12 protein-coding genes are annotated in these 15,605 nt (G+C 47.9%); 2 read left to right on the forward strand and 10 right to left on the reverse strand.

Annotated features, from left to right (window positions below):
• Positions 1 to 139: 139 nt before the first annotated feature.
• The 9 genes from ACY2RR_RS12295 to ACY2RR_RS12335 form a co-directional block, all read right to left on the reverse strand.
• Positions 140 to 2,494: an efflux RND transporter permease subunit gene (locus tag ACY2RR_RS12295; protein WP_490108443.1), complete on the reverse strand. Its 2,355-nt coding sequence runs from the start codon at positions 2,492 to 2,494 to the stop codon at positions 140 to 142.
• Between the two features lie 19 nt (positions 2,495 to 2,513).
• Positions 2,514 to 3,479: a WD40/YVTN/BNR-like repeat-containing protein gene (locus ACY2RR_RS12300; RefSeq protein ID WP_490108444.1), complete on the reverse strand. Its 966-nt coding sequence runs from the start codon at positions 3,477 to 3,479 to the stop codon at positions 2,514 to 2,516.
• Between the two features lie 91 nt (positions 3,480 to 3,570).
• Positions 3,571 to 4,944: a DUF1329 domain-containing protein gene (locus tag ACY2RR_RS12305; RefSeq protein ID WP_490108445.1), complete on the reverse strand. Its 1,374-nt coding sequence runs from the start codon at positions 4,942 to 4,944 to the stop codon at positions 3,571 to 3,573.
• Between the two features lie 165 nt (positions 4,945 to 5,109).
• Positions 5,110 to 7,083, reverse strand: coding sequence for a DUF1302 domain-containing protein (locus ACY2RR_RS12310; protein ID WP_490108446.1), 1,974 nt, complete (start codon positions 7,081 to 7,083; stop codon positions 5,110 to 5,112).
• Between the two features lie 261 nt (positions 7,084 to 7,344).
• Positions 7,345 to 9,987: an aminopeptidase N gene (gene pepN, locus ACY2RR_RS12315; RefSeq protein ID WP_490108447.1), complete on the reverse strand. Its 2,643-nt coding sequence runs from the start codon at positions 9,985 to 9,987 to the stop codon at positions 7,345 to 7,347.
• 58 nt (positions 9,988 to 10,045) lie between these two features.
• On the reverse strand, positions 10,046 to 10,903 hold the full coding sequence (locus ACY2RR_RS12320; RefSeq protein ID WP_490108448.1) for a DUF2797 domain-containing protein: 858 nt from the start codon (positions 10,901 to 10,903) through the stop codon (positions 10,046 to 10,048).
• Complete coding sequence (locus tag ACY2RR_RS12325; RefSeq protein WP_490108449.1) at positions 10,903 to 11,166, reverse strand: YeaC family protein; 264 nt, start codon at positions 11,164 to 11,166, stop codon at positions 10,903 to 10,905. The genes ACY2RR_RS12320 and ACY2RR_RS12325 overlap by 1 nt, the downstream gene beginning before the upstream one ends.
• A gap of 18 nt (positions 11,167 to 11,184) precedes the next feature.
• Positions 11,185 to 12,054 (reverse strand): rhomboid family intramembrane serine protease, encoded by an 870-nt coding sequence (locus tag ACY2RR_RS12330; RefSeq protein WP_490108450.1) that lies wholly within the window; start codon positions 12,052 to 12,054, stop codon positions 11,185 to 11,187.
• 126 nt (positions 12,055 to 12,180) lie between these two features.
• On the reverse strand, positions 12,181 to 13,062 hold the full coding sequence (locus tag ACY2RR_RS12335; protein WP_490108451.1) for an NAD(+) kinase: 882 nt from the start codon (positions 13,060 to 13,062) through the stop codon (positions 12,181 to 12,183).
• Positions 13,063 to 13,332: 270 nt separating this feature from the next.
• Here ACY2RR_RS12335 and ACY2RR_RS12340 point away from each other — a divergent pair, with 270 nt between their 5' ends.
• Together ACY2RR_RS12340 and ACY2RR_RS12345 are read left to right on the forward strand one after the other, a co-directional pair.
• Positions 13,333 to 14,181 carry a hypothetical protein gene (locus ACY2RR_RS12340; protein ID WP_490108452.1) on the forward strand — a complete coding sequence of 283 codons (849 nt, stop codon included), beginning with the start codon at positions 13,333 to 13,335 and terminating at the stop codon, positions 14,179 to 14,181.
• 108 nt (positions 14,182 to 14,289) lie between these two features.
• Positions 14,290 to 14,979, forward strand: coding sequence for an SDR family oxidoreductase (locus ACY2RR_RS12345; RefSeq protein ID WP_490108453.1), 690 nt, complete (start codon positions 14,290 to 14,292; stop codon positions 14,977 to 14,979).
• A gap of 47 nt (positions 14,980 to 15,026) precedes the next feature.
• On the opposite strand, the gene ACY2RR_RS12350 is transcribed toward ACY2RR_RS12345, so the two are convergent.
• Positions 15,027 to 15,527: a hemerythrin domain-containing protein gene (locus tag ACY2RR_RS12350; RefSeq protein ID WP_490108454.1), complete on the reverse strand. Its 501-nt coding sequence runs from the start codon at positions 15,525 to 15,527 to the stop codon at positions 15,027 to 15,029.
• Positions 15,528 to 15,605: the final 78 nt, after the last annotated feature.

A 15,605-nucleotide genomic window follows, 5' to 3' on the forward strand; every position in this document is an offset into this window, starting at 1 on the left:
CTCCAGACCAGGGAATGGTCTGCGGTGCGGAAAACAGAATATCACTTCCCGGTTAACGCCAATAAATATCACAACAGACACAAAAAAAGAGCCATCCGCATATCACGGATGGCTCTTTTTATATCAGCTTGCTAAGAGTTTAGAGACTTACCGCTGGGCGGACCTCCTCATCCTTCTCAACAACCTTCTCAGTACGAATAAAGAACCGAGCCAGAGCAGGCAGCAGCCAGATAGCACCAAACATATTCCACAGGAACATAAAGGTCAGCAGCATACCCATATCCGCCTGGAACTTGATTGGGGAGAAGATCCAGGTGCACACGCCAATCGCCAGAGTAACACCGGTAAAGACAACCGCCTTACCTGTAGTTCGCAGAGTTTCATAGTAAGCCTTCTGCAAACTCATGCCCTGCTTCAGGAAGCTCTCCAGACGAGTAAAGATATAGATACCGTAATCCACACCAATACCAACACCCAGGGCAATTACTGGCAATGTTGCTACCTTAACGCCAATACCCAGATGCACCATCAACGCCTGACACAACAGTGAAGTCAGAGCCAGAGGTACGATAATACAGATAACAGCGCGCACTGAGCGGAAGGTCAGCAGCAACAGAACACTCACTACTGAGTAAACCCAAACCAGCATCAGGTTCTGGGCGGAAGAGATAACCTCGTTAGTCGCTGCTTCAACACCCGCGTTACCAGTCGCCATCAGGAACTGGATATCATCGGTATTGTTGGACGCTGCAAAGACCTTAGTAGCCTCAACCACACGCTCAAGAGTTTCGGCTTTGTGATCCTCCAGGAACAGCAGCACAGGGGCCAAGCTGCAGTCATCGTTATACAACTGCTTGGCAGTACCATTACTGATCGCATTATTCAGCACGTACTGGTTACGGGACAGAGTCTGCCATTGAGGGTTACCCTCGTTCAGGCCACGAATAACCTGCTTGGCAACTGTCACCATGGATACCGCATCCTGAACGCCCTGCACCTGCGACATGTGCCACATGTACTTATCAATAGCGTTCATCACTTCATAGCTGGAACACATCTCTGTACCAGTCTGAACCATAGTGACAAACGTATCTGCACTGGTGGAGTAGTTTCCGGTGATGAAAGCATTGTCCAAGTTGTAACGGGAATCTGCGCGAAGTTCTGGTGCGCCGGGATCAAGGTCACCAATCTTCAGCTCTGACTTCATCATCATGCCATAGCCAAAACCAGCCAGTGCCAGAACAATGGAAACTGGAGCTACGTAAGGATGAGAAAACTTGGAAATCAAAGACCAGAACGGAGAGTGTTTTTCGCTCTCATCACCACGCTCACGAACACTCTTGCTCACACCAACCCAAGACATAAGCACTGGCAGTAGAACAAGGTTAGTCAGGATAATAACCGCAACACCCAAGCTAGCAGCGATAGCCAAATCCTGAATTACATCAATCTCAATAACCAACAGAGTTAGGAAGCCGATAGCATCGGAAACCAGAGCCAGCATACCGGGGATATAAAGAGCACGGAATGTCAGACGGGCAGCTTTTAGTGAGCTTGCACCCTTGGACGATTCGATACCAATATTATTGATAATCTGAACACCGTGGCTCACACCAATGGCGAAAACCAGGAACGGCACGAGGACGGAATAAAGATCCAGTGCAAAGCCCAACGCTGAGAGCAAGCCAAGCTGCCATACCACTGCAATCAAAGAACAGATAATGGGAACAATCGTAGACTTGAGACAGCGGGAATACATAAACAGCAGAACCGCAGTAATACCAAGGGCCATCAGGAAGAAAATACCGATCGCCTGAACACCCTCAAACAGGTCACCAACAATCTTGGCAAAACCAATAATATGAAGATTAACGTCCTGATCAGCGTAGCGGTCACGCATATCTTCCAGAGCGGTTGATAGTGCTGCGTAGTCCAGCTTTTCCCCAGTTTCCGGATTCAGTTCAAACAGAGGAAATTCAACAATACTGGACTGGAAGTCGTTGGCTACCAAGCGGCCAACTGTACCAGAGCGAAGAATATTGGTTCTCAGTTCTTCAAGGCTGTAGTCACTGCCATCATAGGTTTGAGGAATAACAGGACCACCCTCGAAACCTTCCTCTGTCACCATCAACCAGCGAACATTTGGTGTCCAGAGAGACTTCAGTGAAGCACGGTCAACACCCGGCAGATAGAAAACTTCATCAGTAATACTCTGCAGGGTTTTCATATACTCTGCGTTGAAGATATCGCCGTCTTTTGGAGCAACAGCAATACGCAGAGAGTTGGCACTACCCATATCATCACGGCGTTCAAGCCAGTTCATAATGAACGGGTGCTTGAGAGGGATCATTTTTTCAAAACTGGCATCAACGCGCAGGCCAGTAAGTTTCCAGCTCAGGAAAACAGACGCAAGAATAAAAAAGGCCAGTACTGGCAAGCGGTTATTAAAAAACACTCGCTCCAGCAGCGGCTCTGATGAATGATTATTACTCATAAATTAAATCCGCTAGTTCTTATTGGCCCAGAATTCCAGGGCTTACTCGCTTAATACCGTTATCGCCAGTAACCACAAACATATTGTCACGGGACTGCACTATGCCCGTTAACGCGGCACGGTCAGACTGGTTAGCCACCAGACTGTCATCACCATCGTTCAAAGCAAAGGTGCCACTGCTGCCCACAAGAAGTGGTTGGTTGCCAGTCAGTACAACAGCACTGTAGAGAGACTGATCAGTACCTGTATCCAGCTCTGCCCAGGTTTTCCCGCTATCTGTGGTGATAAATGCATTACCCCGCAGGCCATACGCGACAGCGGCATTTAACTGCTCTAAAGGCTGAACGCCAAAGAAAGAACCTTCATAAGGGCTCTCCAGGGTTTCCCAGTTTTTACCACCGTCTATTGAGCGATAAAGAGTGCCCGCCTCGCCTGCAATAACCAGAGTTCCATCCTTCAAGCGAGTCATGGCATTGAAGTGGAATTCATCTTCGTTATCGATAGAGTCACGACGGTCATGCCAGGTTTTACCACCATCTGTCGTCTGAATCAGATACCCATACGCGCCTATGGCAAAGCCGTTGTTATTGTCTGTGAAGAAAACGTCCAGCAAAGGTATTTCTGCTTCTTGATCCTGGTAAACACGCTTCCAGCTTTGGCCGCCATCCTGAGATTTAAAGACTTCGGCATCATGACCAACAGCATAACCAGTGTCGTCGGACGGAAAATCAACGGCTGTGAGGAGAACATCAGAAGGAGTTTGAGTCTGCTTCCACTCCTTACCCATATTGTCTGACCAGAGCACATAACCACGGTCGCCAACTGCAACCAGTCGCTGACTAGAACCAACGCGGTCAATATCATTAAATAAAGAGGAAAGAACTTTTTCAGACGCTGGTTCTGCGGCTGCTACTCCCCCCGACAAAGCCACTCCCAATGCCAGTAGGCCTGAACACGCTGAAAGCACAAATGAGGGAAACTTCATAGCCAACCCTGTGTGATTATTATTGTTTATTCTCAAACTGGCGCCCTGAAAAGGACGCCAGTGAAGGACAGATCAAGCGATTGTGATCAGATTATCGGCGACCGCGACGACGCAGTGCAGATGGCTTGAAGTATTTTTCGGAAGGAATGGCCTTGCTGTAATCCAGGAAGGTTTCTTCTTCGTTCGCCAGGCCCTGCACATGGTAACGACGGGACTGCAGATCGTGGAACACATCCAAAGTCGTCCAGGTCGTTGGCAGATCGTAGATATTGGTCAGGTAAGCCATGCTTACACGCCACAGGTCACCACGTCCATCATACTGGTCTACAACCGCTGCACCCCAGCTATCTTCATCAAGGTGGATGACACGCTTAGAGTAGATATGGCGCTTGCCCTTCTTCAGAGTACCTTCGATAACCCATACACGATGCTTCTCGTAGCGGGTGTACTTAGGATTAACGTGGCCAGGATCAAGAATATCGTCGTACTTCACCTTATCGCTGATCAGCTCGTAGTTGTTGTACGGGATATAAATTTCTTTCTTGCCAACCAGTTTCCAGTCGTAACGATCTGGAGCACCGTTGTACATATCAGTATCGTCAGCAGTACGCAGGCCATCGGCAGCAGCGATTGGGGTATCGTAAGCCAGGTTTGGTGCACGACGTACACGACGCTGACCGGCGTTATAACCCCAGGCTTTACGTGGCTGCTTGATCTGGTTCAGGGTTTCGTGAACCAGAATTGCGCCACCAGCCAGACGGGCTGGAGCCTTAGTGAATGAAAGATAGTAGAAGATAATGTTCTTCAGGTCTTTTGCTGCCAGTTCAGGGTTGTTGTACTTGAAGTACACTTCCTGCTGGGAGGTTACCAGTGAGTAGCTACCGTTACGCTGTACAGCCACTTCGGATGCACGACGAACCAGGTATTCACCACGATAGCGAACAATATGGTTCCAGAGGGCTTCCAGACCTGTTTTTGGAATTGGGAATGGATAAGCATCCATAGCACCTTCAAAACCATTACCACCTTTCAGCAGAGTGGCAGAAGTCGCAGCCTTTTTAGTATTGGCATAGATACGATCAGGATACTTGGCATTACGACGGGTCTGATAAACAGGCATCTTGAAGGTGTCAGGATAGGCCTTGAATAGGGCAATCTGACCGTCAGTCAGCTGACCTTTGTATTTATCGAGATTAGCGGCCGTAATAGTAAACAGTGGTTTGTCATTGGGGTAAGGGTTCGCCAGATGCTTGCCAGGGCCTTTGTAGCCGGCAGGAATATCGGCATCAGTGAATGGCTTCCACTCAGGGATACTACCATCGGCATTACCCTTACGCTCAGCACCAATTGGTGTTAGTTCTTTACCCAGTTTACCGGCTTCGGCGGAGGACACTTTCGCCGCCACCGGACCGGCACACATCATAAGTGCAGCCAGACTGGCAATCAGTGTTCTTGTTGTTCTCATATTATTTATTCTCACTTAGCCCTGCTATCGCGAAACCTTGCTGTCACCAATAGCGATGACAAATCATTGTAGCGGTAAAAATCTGAGCAAAAAGTAAATGTGTCAAAGGTTGATAGTAAAGAGGCTGGCTGATGCCAGCCTCCTGTCTTGGACAATAACCAACGATTAGAAGGAGTACTTCACACCGATGGAGATATTGTCACGGTCACGCTGGCTGTTGGTGCTTGGACCAGTAAATTCTGTGTACTGAACCTCAGCTTCCACATCCAGGTACTGTGCGGACATACCCACAGTCATGCTGTTTCTTCCTTCGAGGAAGTTACCAGTACGGTGAGAGTTGCCCTTCACATCCTGGCTCCAGCGGAGGTATGGATTCAGGGTCACACCGGCGTATACGTCGTTCCAGGAACCAGCCAGTACTGCACTGTAACCATAGGCGTTTGCAGAAATCTGATCGTCTGCATCACACTCACCAGAAGAGAAATCAACATAGGCACAGTCACCGCGGCCTGCAAACTTGCGCTCGCCATTAAAGGCATTGTAACTCAGGTCAGAACCACGCAGATGCTCAGAAGCAAACTCAACAATACCAAACAGGGAGTCGAAGCTCAGAGTTGGACCGAAGTTATGGATAGCGGACAGAGAAACATTGAACGATTCAACACGCTCGTAGTTATTGATTTCTCCGCCTTTGGCTACAATTTCCCCACCAATGTTTGCTGTTCCGCTCAACGCCCCACTATTGTCAGCAAGTTGCGCCCCCTGTTGAATGATATCGCCAAGGAGGTCGTCAGTTGTTGAAATACCTATTGGAAGGTTTGGACGGTAAGCAACTTCACCGGCAAAGGATGTATTTCCATAAGTGGTGCTAAAACTGAATCCATAAACACGAATATCTTCTACGTACTTACGATTAGCTTCAACATTGTCTAGAAGTTCAACAGTAGCCAGACCACCTGCCGCAGTACTATTACCGCCCAAAGCGCCTGTTAAACCTGCAAGATTGACCCCTTCAAAATCTTTATCAAGTGCTGCATAAATAAGAGGTTCTTTATTGTGATAATTCACAAAATAGAAGCCAAACTCAGTATCATTTAATTGCTCGGCAACATAACGGAAAGAAACACCAAACTGACCGCCATCTTTAGCATTTATATCCTCACCGATACGAGCAACTTTTGTTACGCCATTTGCAGCAAAGTCAGTATTAGCATCACCGCTGATACCAAGAGCACTGAAAGCACCAGTCTTAGCAGATGGAACGCCTAATGCTTGATTACCAAAGCCATACAACCCAACGGCTGGCGCCAATTCGGAAGATTCGGTATAGGCCGTATTACCACCTTCAGCAAACAAGTCAGTCTCAGCGAAGAAAGTACCTACCGGGTCAATCTGAGTCTTACGGAAGTTATACTGGTAGAACGCATCCATAGACAGGTTATCAGTCAGACCAACACTCAGAGAGAAGGTCTCTACTGGAATCAGTGCTTCCTTCAGCTCTGAACCTGGAAGGCGGAACTTGGCAGCATCAAGCGGGTTGGTAGAGTTGATACCGTTGCGGTAGAAAATACCTTCACCCCAGCTCAATACCTGCTTACCAAAACGCGCATCTACCGGGCGATCTGCGATATCCCAGCTGCCATATACGTAGGCATCGAGAAGCTGTGCATCATGGCCAGAGATATCTTTCGCATCACTGGTGAAACGGTTAGCTGGATTACTGGCATTACCTTTCTGAGCCTGACTAGGCTGGTTTGCATGCCAGGATTCCTGGCCAAAGTTGGTCTTACCATCCAACTCAGAGTCATAGAAAGCAGTACCACGGGCAAACAGACCGTAGTTTTCGTAGTTCAGTTCCAGATCAGAAGTGATCTTGTAAACCTGGGATACGATGCCAGTGTCGTAGTTACGGTTACCATCGTTGCCGTTGATACCGTCGTTATTTTTGTCCTGTCCCTGCACACGCCACATAGCGCCGTAGGAAAGAGTGGTATCAAGGGAACCAGAAACATCGCCATCCATCAGGTCGAATTCTACGGCCTGAACCGGAGCCACAGCCAGTATACTGGCTAAGGCAAAACCGGCGCGAGCCGGTGCGATATGCATGGGAGTAGAAACAGAGATCCTGCGCAGTTTCATTCTTATTATCACCTTGTGGCGTTGTTATTTTTAGTGCCCGTGAGGCTTAAAGTAAGCAACAGTTTTCCCCCCTGCTGCTTCCCCGCGATTGACTTCTTTGACCATCAAGTTTCGGGCTGGGGTCAATTTATCCTGATTTTTCGAATTTGTATAGCCTTTCTAGGTATTTAGACGTACAAATCGGCGATGTTTGCTACACGACACAACCCATAAAAAAACCGGCCTGTTAAGCCGGTTTTTTTCGTCAATGTAATTGGCAGTTTATGCCAGAGACTTACTCACCACTTCAAAGATGTCGGTAGAAAGATCATGACTCTGAATACGCTTCAGAGCTTTCTGCATTAACTCCTTACGTTTTTCATCATAACGCTTCCAGCGAGTCATCGGGTTAATCAGCCTTGCTGCCAACTGAGGATTCAGTGCATCTACACGAATCACCTCGTCAGCCAGAAACTCATAACCTGAACCTGATAAGTCGTGGAAGTTCACCAGATTGCGGGAGCAGAACACAGAAACCACAGAGCGCATTTTGTTAGGGTTCTTTTTATCGAACGCCTTGTGCTCCATCAGCTCTTTGATCTTCTCCAACTTACCGGTACGTGGGCTACCAGCCTGAGCGGTAAACCACATATCCATGACGTTGTTGTCGTCGATCCATTTCTCAGCAAACTCAGAGAGTGCTTTTTCTGCAACAGGTGCAGCACTTTCGTGAGCCGCATGAATCAAACAGTTCAGGGCAGCCATGGTGTCTGTCATATTGGTGGCGGAAGCGTACTGGCTTTTAGCCAGCTCAACACCAACAACATCATCCAGCTCTATCAGATAAGCCATACAGGTATTTTTGAGGACACGCTCGGCAATATCTTCAGCTTCGGGACTGTATGGTTTTTCGACATTCAAACGCTGATAGGTTGCCAGCAGCTGATCTCTCAAACCTGCAGCCACCTGCTGCTTCACAGACTCACGAGCCTGATGGATAGCACCAACATCAATCACATCCATCTGTTCAGCCAGGTAAGTTTCTGATGGCAGGTTCAACATTTCTGCAACCATAGCTTTATCCAAAGAGGTGTCAGATAGAACCTGCTGATAAGCATTAATCAGGCTTTGATCTACAACCAGCTCTTTACCCTGCTGAACAGCAGTAACCAGTTCCAGCAAAACATCAATAGCCAGACGTTGGCAGCTATCCCAACGATTGAAGCCATCTTCATCATTGCTCATCAGGAAGATCAGATCTTCACGACTGTAGTCGTAATTCAAACGCACAGGTGCAGAGAAGCCTCGCAGCAAAGACGGCAACGGACGCTCATCCATTCCGGTAAAGACAAAGACCTGCTCTTCTTCTTTAAGGTCAAGAACCAAAGTTGTTTTCCCTTCCGGGGTAACCGGCATAGGTTCGCCTTCACCATCCAGCAAACCAACTTCCACTGGAATATGGAAAGGCAGCTTGATCTTCTGCCCTGGAGTCGCCGGGCAGCTCTGACGAATTGTCAGGCGATATTCCTGCTTGTCTTCATCGTATTCGTCGGTCACATCCAGAACCGGTGTACCGGCCTGTGAGTACCAACGCTTGAACTGGGTCAGGTCAACGCCATTGGCATCTTCCATAGCGGCGACAAAGTCTTCGGTTGTCACCGCCCGACCATCGTGGCGATCAAAGTACAGATCAGTTCCTTTGCGGAAACCTTCCTTACCGACAATGTTATGAATCATGCGCACAACCTCTGCGCCTTTTTCATAAACCGTCAGAGTGTAGAAGTTATTAATTTCAATAAAGGAGTCAGGGCGAATGGGGTGAGCCATTGGGCCAGCATCTTCTACAAACTGATGACTGCGCAGCAGGTTCACATCTTCCACACGCTTCACTGTGCGGGAATTCATATCTGCAGAGAACTCTGCATCACGGAAAACAGTAAAACCTTCTTTCAGGCTCAACTGGAACCAGTCACGGCAGGTCACTCGGTTACCGGACCAGTTATGGAAATACTCGTGGGCAACAATTGCTTCAATGCGTTGGAAAGCCGCATCAGTCGCAGTATCAGGGCGGGCCAGCACAGCAGCGGAGTTAAAGATATTAAGACCTTTGTTCTCCATCGCGCCCATATTAAAGTCGTCTACCGCTACAATCATAAAGATATCGAGGTCGTATTCCCGGCCATATACCCCTTCATCCCATTTCATGGACTTCTTGAGGGAACGCATGGCGTGATCACACTTGGTGATATTGTGGGCTTCGGTAAAGATCTGCAGAGTAACTTCGCGGCCGCTCATGGTGGTGAATTTATCTTCGATAAATTCCAGGTTGCCTGCCACCAGCGCAAACAGGTACGCCGGCTTTTTAAATGGATCGTTCCAAGTCATCAGATGACGCCCATCATCCAGTTCCTGACGATCAACAGCATTGCCGTTAGACAGCAAAACAGGATACTTTTCCTTGTCAGCAATCACCGTAGTGGTGAACACAGACATCACATCCGGGCGATCCAGATAGTAAGTAATCTTGCGAAAACCTTCGGCTTCACACTGGGTGCAGTACATGCTGCTGGAGCGATATAAACCTTCAAGAGATGTATTTTCCTGAGGCTTAATGCGGGTCACGATGGTGGTTTCAAAGCTTTCAGACTTTGGCTGCAGAACCAGCTGCTCTTTATCAACCTGATACTGATCCGCAGGAATCACTTCACCATCAATAGCAACACTGACCAGTTCCATCTCCTGCCCGTGCAAAGGCAGAGGTGGCAGAGTGTCATGCTGTTTGGAATCGTTCAGATGAAAATTCAGGGTCGACGTTACCAGCGTCGACTCTTCACCGAGTTCAAAAGTCAGCGCGGTGGTATCTATCCAATAGTCAGGCTGCTGATAATCTTTCAGATAGATAGCCCGGGGTTGCGCGTCTTTCATGCTCTCTCCTTAACGCCGAATGAAAAGCTTGTGGCTTTACACTCAACTCATGTCACTTTTAGTGAATCGCTACCGCCAGTTCATAAGCGGTGTATTTACGGATATTGATTACGCCAGTATCGAAAATCAGATACTGACCCTTGATACCCATCAGAACACCTTCCGCAACAGGGTTCTTATCAAGGTTGAACGAGGTTACTTTGGTTGGGTATTCGGTAACAGGATAGTGAATATCAACAGGCGCGGCATCACTTACCGGTTGCACCGCCTGCAAGCCATGTTCCTGTAATAGAGCATCGATACCATCCGCATATTTGTCCAACAGCAGCTCACGCTCCTGTTCGAGATCAATTTCAGCAGCCTGCCCTTTGAGCATGGCTCGCCAATTGGTTCTGTCATTCACATCCTGACGCAACATATCTTCAACAAAACCAGACAGTTGCCGGGTAGCGACTCGCAGAATAGGTAAAGCCTGAACCGCACCTTGGTCAATCCAGCGGGTAGGAACCTGACTGGCACGGGTAATGCCGACCTTTAAGCCGGATGAGTTGGCCAGATACACAACATGGCCGGTCATACAGAACTTTTCGCCCCACTCCGGCTCACGACAGGTGCCATTGTGGTAGTGGCATTTCTCCGGACTCATAATGCAGCTGTCGCAACAGGCCAGCTTTTGAAAACAGGGCCAGCAAAAACCCTGACTAAAGCTCTTTTTAGTTTTTCGGTTGCAGTGGGTGCAGAAAATATTGCCGGTATGCTCCAAACGTACTTTTTTACCCAGTGCATCATTGAGGGAAACAAATTCTTCCCCCACGGGTAACCGGTAAGAAACCGGCTGACCATTTTCGCCCAGCTCGGTATGCATTTTGGAGACCGTTCCGGTCAATTGAATAGCGTTATTCACGGCGGTGGACATCAGGCATCCTGAAAACGAAGAATGGTTTGCTCAGCCTCAGTTTCCTGTTTTTTTTCTGAGCTTTTACAGGCCTGAGGCATATAGCCAGTGCGCTGTTCTTCCGGAAGATTACGGGCTTCCCAGGCCAACACAGCCTGCAGGCTCTGTTCTCTCTGCTCTTGGGTTAACACACGGCCATCAGGCCATTTCCCCAGCTCAACAGCGCGCTTCATGCTGGTAACAATTTCTGGTGTCAGGGTGGACAACAGCTGTTCAAAATCCATGATTACCCCCTTTTCGAGTTATCCTGCCTTTCTACCAGCAAATCGATTGAACAGCCAGCCTGCAGCAACACCGGATAACAATCCGCCGGTATGGGCAGCATTAGCAATCTTTCCAAACCCAAAGATATCGAGCATGCCAGTGGCACCAATTACCAGCCATAGCAACATAAACAGATAAATACCGGAGGGAACTCCATACAAACCCGGCTCCTGCTTTTCACGAATCCAACAGAAACCCAACAACCCATAGATAACACCGGACATTCCACCAAACAACGGATAACCATCCATAGCCACAAACTGAACAAGGTTGGAGATCAGCCCCGTACCCAGAACCAGTAATATTAAAAATGGTGTTTTATGGCGACTTTCGATTCTGTAGCCAAAGTCCATTAGCCAGAGCATATTGAACAGGAAGTGGAAAATACCGAAATGCAAGAATATGGGTGAAACAAGGCGCCAGAATTGCCCCTGTTCTAACATGGCAGTCAGGCTTGAATAGTGAATGTAGCCACCAGCAATGCGATAGTCCGCCATGGTAAACAGGGCAACCAGTGATTCGTTACCACCAAGACGGGTAATCGCAGCAACAACCAAACAGCCCAGCATAAACAACAGCGTGGCTGGCATTTTCTTCCAGTTCGCCAGCGGGCCAGTTACCAAACCGGCAGATGACTTCCAGGATACTTTCACCTTACCCAGCTGCAGCATCCCTGCTTTCCATTCCTGGTAGAAAGACAATACCTGCGACATATGCTCAGGGTGCTGAACCCACAATACCTGCCGCCCCCCTTCCTCAGTAATACGATGGGGAATGCTCTGCTTCCAGAGAAAAGCGGAGAATGGCAGAAGATCATCTTCAGAAGGAAGGTCAAAAACCCGGATCATATCCATAAGTCCTGGATCAAAACTCTGTGAATACTGCGTCTTCAGATAAGGTTGACGCAAAACAGAGCCAAAAGTAGTTCAATTCAGAAAAGCTCTGCCACCGCAGAAACGGCAGCAGAGAAGAAATCAGGTATCGAGACGATTACCCCAGCCCAGTTTGGACCGGCAGACTTCGTAGTAATTGTGATTGAGCGGGTGAATCAATCTCAATTTAAATGGTTTTTTGTGAATGGAGAGAGTATCTCCCGGCGCCGCGGTAATATGCACCTGACCATCACAGGAAAGCTGCGGATAAGTGGGATTCTTACGACCAATAACAATTTTGATTTCGCTATTGCCATCAATCACCAGCGGACGACTGCTCAGAGTGTGAGGGAACATCGGTACTAGCACCAGCGCATCCAAGCGAGGATGCATAATTGGCCCGCCGCCGGATAATGCATAGGCTGTAGAACCTGTCGGAGTGGAAATAATCAAACCATCGGAACGTTGGCTATAAACAAACTGCCCTTCAATAAACAGTTCAAACTCAATCATTCGAGTCGCTTTACCAGGGTGCAGTACCACTTCATTGAGCGCGTCCGCATGACCTATAGGCTCACCATTACGTTTCACTGTGGCTTCCAGAAGGAATCGGCTCTCGACTATATATTTGCCGTCAAGAACATCGCCCACCTGCTCTTCCAGATGATCTGGTTGAATATCGGTCAGAAAGCCCAGACTGCCACGGTTAACCCCAAGTACGGGAACATTGTGGCGCGCCAGTGCCCGGGCTGCCCCCAACAGGCTGCCATCACCACCAATAACAATCACCAGATCACAGATTTCCCCCATCATCTTGCGACTGCTGACCTGAAGGCCGTGCCCAGGCAACAGTTGAGCCATTGGCTCTTCAAGGATGACATGGAGATCCCGGGAAAGCAGAAAGCTTTTCAGGCGTTTCAGCGTGTCTACAACCTCAACACTGCCCTGACGCCCTATTACCCCTATATGTTTGAATTGTTCCATAAATGCCGGAAGTTTCTACGAGATTCCTGTTTGCCCCAGCCAAAGGGCGGCTGGAGACTATTACCCTTTATTATCGGCGAAGGTCAGGAAACAAGTCCATTTGTCTTTTCACTCTCGCCTGAAATCAAGCCCCCCCAAAAAAGTTCCCTTTCCCTCCTAATACCTAAGTCGTAATTGCGACCAAAGGCTCATGGCAGCTCTTCCAGCCCCTGACAATACTTCAGGCATAACGATACAAAATCATATTTATTGACAGAGGGAGAGGTCGCCATGCTAACACGTTCAGAATCTATCAAATCGCCATTTGCTGATCCGTTAAATGTAAATCAGGTAAGTCCATCGGAAACAGCAGTAACAATTGAAAGCTCTTCACCGGTACAGAGCTTGTCTGATGTAGAGCCTATGACGCCAAAGTCTGATAACTCTGATGTACTGGCTTTTAGAAAGCACAAACTTCTGAGTGACTACAAAATCACATGGAAAAAGAAAGTTAAACTATTTTTCAAGCATGTATACCGTGGCGCAGTGAAAGGTGCAAAGATTGGTGGTGCAGCAGGCTTTATCGCCGGAGTAGGAACTGCTTTCTTCACCATGCATATCACCGCTGTACCAGCAGGCGTAGGTATTGGTCTTGCCGCAGGGGCAGGTATTGGTGGAGCCGCTGGCGCAGTGAAAGGTGCCAGAGCTGTCCGCAACCTGACTCCACAAACGCTTTTGCAGGATAAAATTGATGATGCAGCTGCTGATGTGAAAAAGGCTCAGGAAGTTTATACAAAGGCAGCAAACCGTGCTGATGGTCTATTCCTGAAAGCTCAAAGGAAAATGGGTTTTGGTTTCGACTATCCTCAGCCAACGTTGTTGACTCATACCCGTGGGCTTGAAACACACCTTGGTGAAAACATTAACACTCTTACTGCTCTGAAAGATCCAAGCAGTAAGGATAAAAGCAACTTGAAAGCTTTGCAGAACCTGAAGAAGCAGCTCAATAAGTTGAACCCGCTTAAAGAAAAGCTGGATAACCTAAAAACTATTGAGCAAGGTCTGAAAGATGATCTGGAGCTTATCTCTGAAAAAATTGATGCAGACTCTCTGACATCAGACAGTGATAGCCCCGCTTAAACCTGATTTATCACTGACACAACCGCCTCTGCTTCCAGAGGCGGTTTTTATTATGAAAACAACAGATATGGCAGTTAAACTCTCCTGAGAATTAACAGGGGATATAACATGCCAAAAACCATTGTCATTACTGGGGCTAACCGCGGTATTGGATTGGAATTCTGTCAGCAGTACCTCACCGCTGGCGAGACTATTTTTGCTGTTATAAGAAACAGCAAGCCTTCTGAACAGCTGAGCGCACTTGCTGAAGAGTTTCCCAACACTCTGACATTGATCACGGCAGATGTAACCAAACAGGAAGACCTGCAGCACGTTCGCTCAGAACTTCAGGGGCAATCTATAGATCTTCTGATTAATAATGCAGGCATCTACGGTGAGCGGCTGCTTTTTGGTGAAGTCACTCAAGCGGAATGGCTGCGGGTTTTAGAAGTGAATAGCGTTGCGCCTCTTATGGTGACTCAAGCTCTTGTGGACTTGTTACCTGCAGGGGCTAAGATCGCCCTGATCAGCAGCAAGATGGGTAGTATTGGGGATAACACCAGTGGTCGCAGCTATATCTACCGCTCCTCCAAAGCAGCTGTTAACGCCGTTGGCAAAAGCTTGTCTCATGATCTTGCAGACAAGAGTATCTCTGTTGCCATCTGCCACCCCGGCTGGGTAAAAACAGATATGGGTGGCCCCAATGCTTTAATCGATACCCCAACATCGGTGGCTGGTTTACGGAAAGTTATTGAAAATTTAAGCACTGAGAATTCAGGTGAGTTCTTCAATTACGATGGCACTAACATCGATTGGTAACTGGAAAAAAGGAGCAGGCAGAGGTATCACTGCCTGCTCCTTATTTGTTAACTCGCCAGATCTCGATAAATCGGGTAAAGAACATTCTCTTCCAGCTCAATTCGCTCCCTTAAAGTCTGCCCTATTGATGAGAAGCGCCCGGCAAAGTGATTATCCTTACGGTCGTAACCCTTGTTTTTTGCCGTCTGGACAAATGAAGAAATCCTGGAGCTGGTTTCGCGCATACGCACACTGATGCCTGATATTATTGACTGAGAGAATGGACACTCTGTCAGCCCCTTAATCAACTGCGGGTACAGTTTCGAATCCTCAAGCACAAAGTGGTTTTCCAGTTCAGTCAAAAACTGAGCAAGCTGAACCTGCACATCAACCGTTTTTCGCTGAATACCCAAAGAAAGTTCAATATAACTTGCTAATAATTTTGTATGTTCCTTGGTAAGAACATCAGTCAATCGTTCATCGTAGCCAGAAAAACCGGGATACACAGAAACGAACCCCATTGGCTCAATTGAAACACCATCAAAATAATTATTATTGGCACACTTCATTATCAACACCTCGGGTTTAGCCCACTATTATCTATAGCTCTGAACAGAAGGCATTCCACGAAACCCAATAAGTAGTTA

The sequence above is a fragment of the Parendozoicomonas sp. 2304DJ65-17 genome (assembly GCF_058148445.1).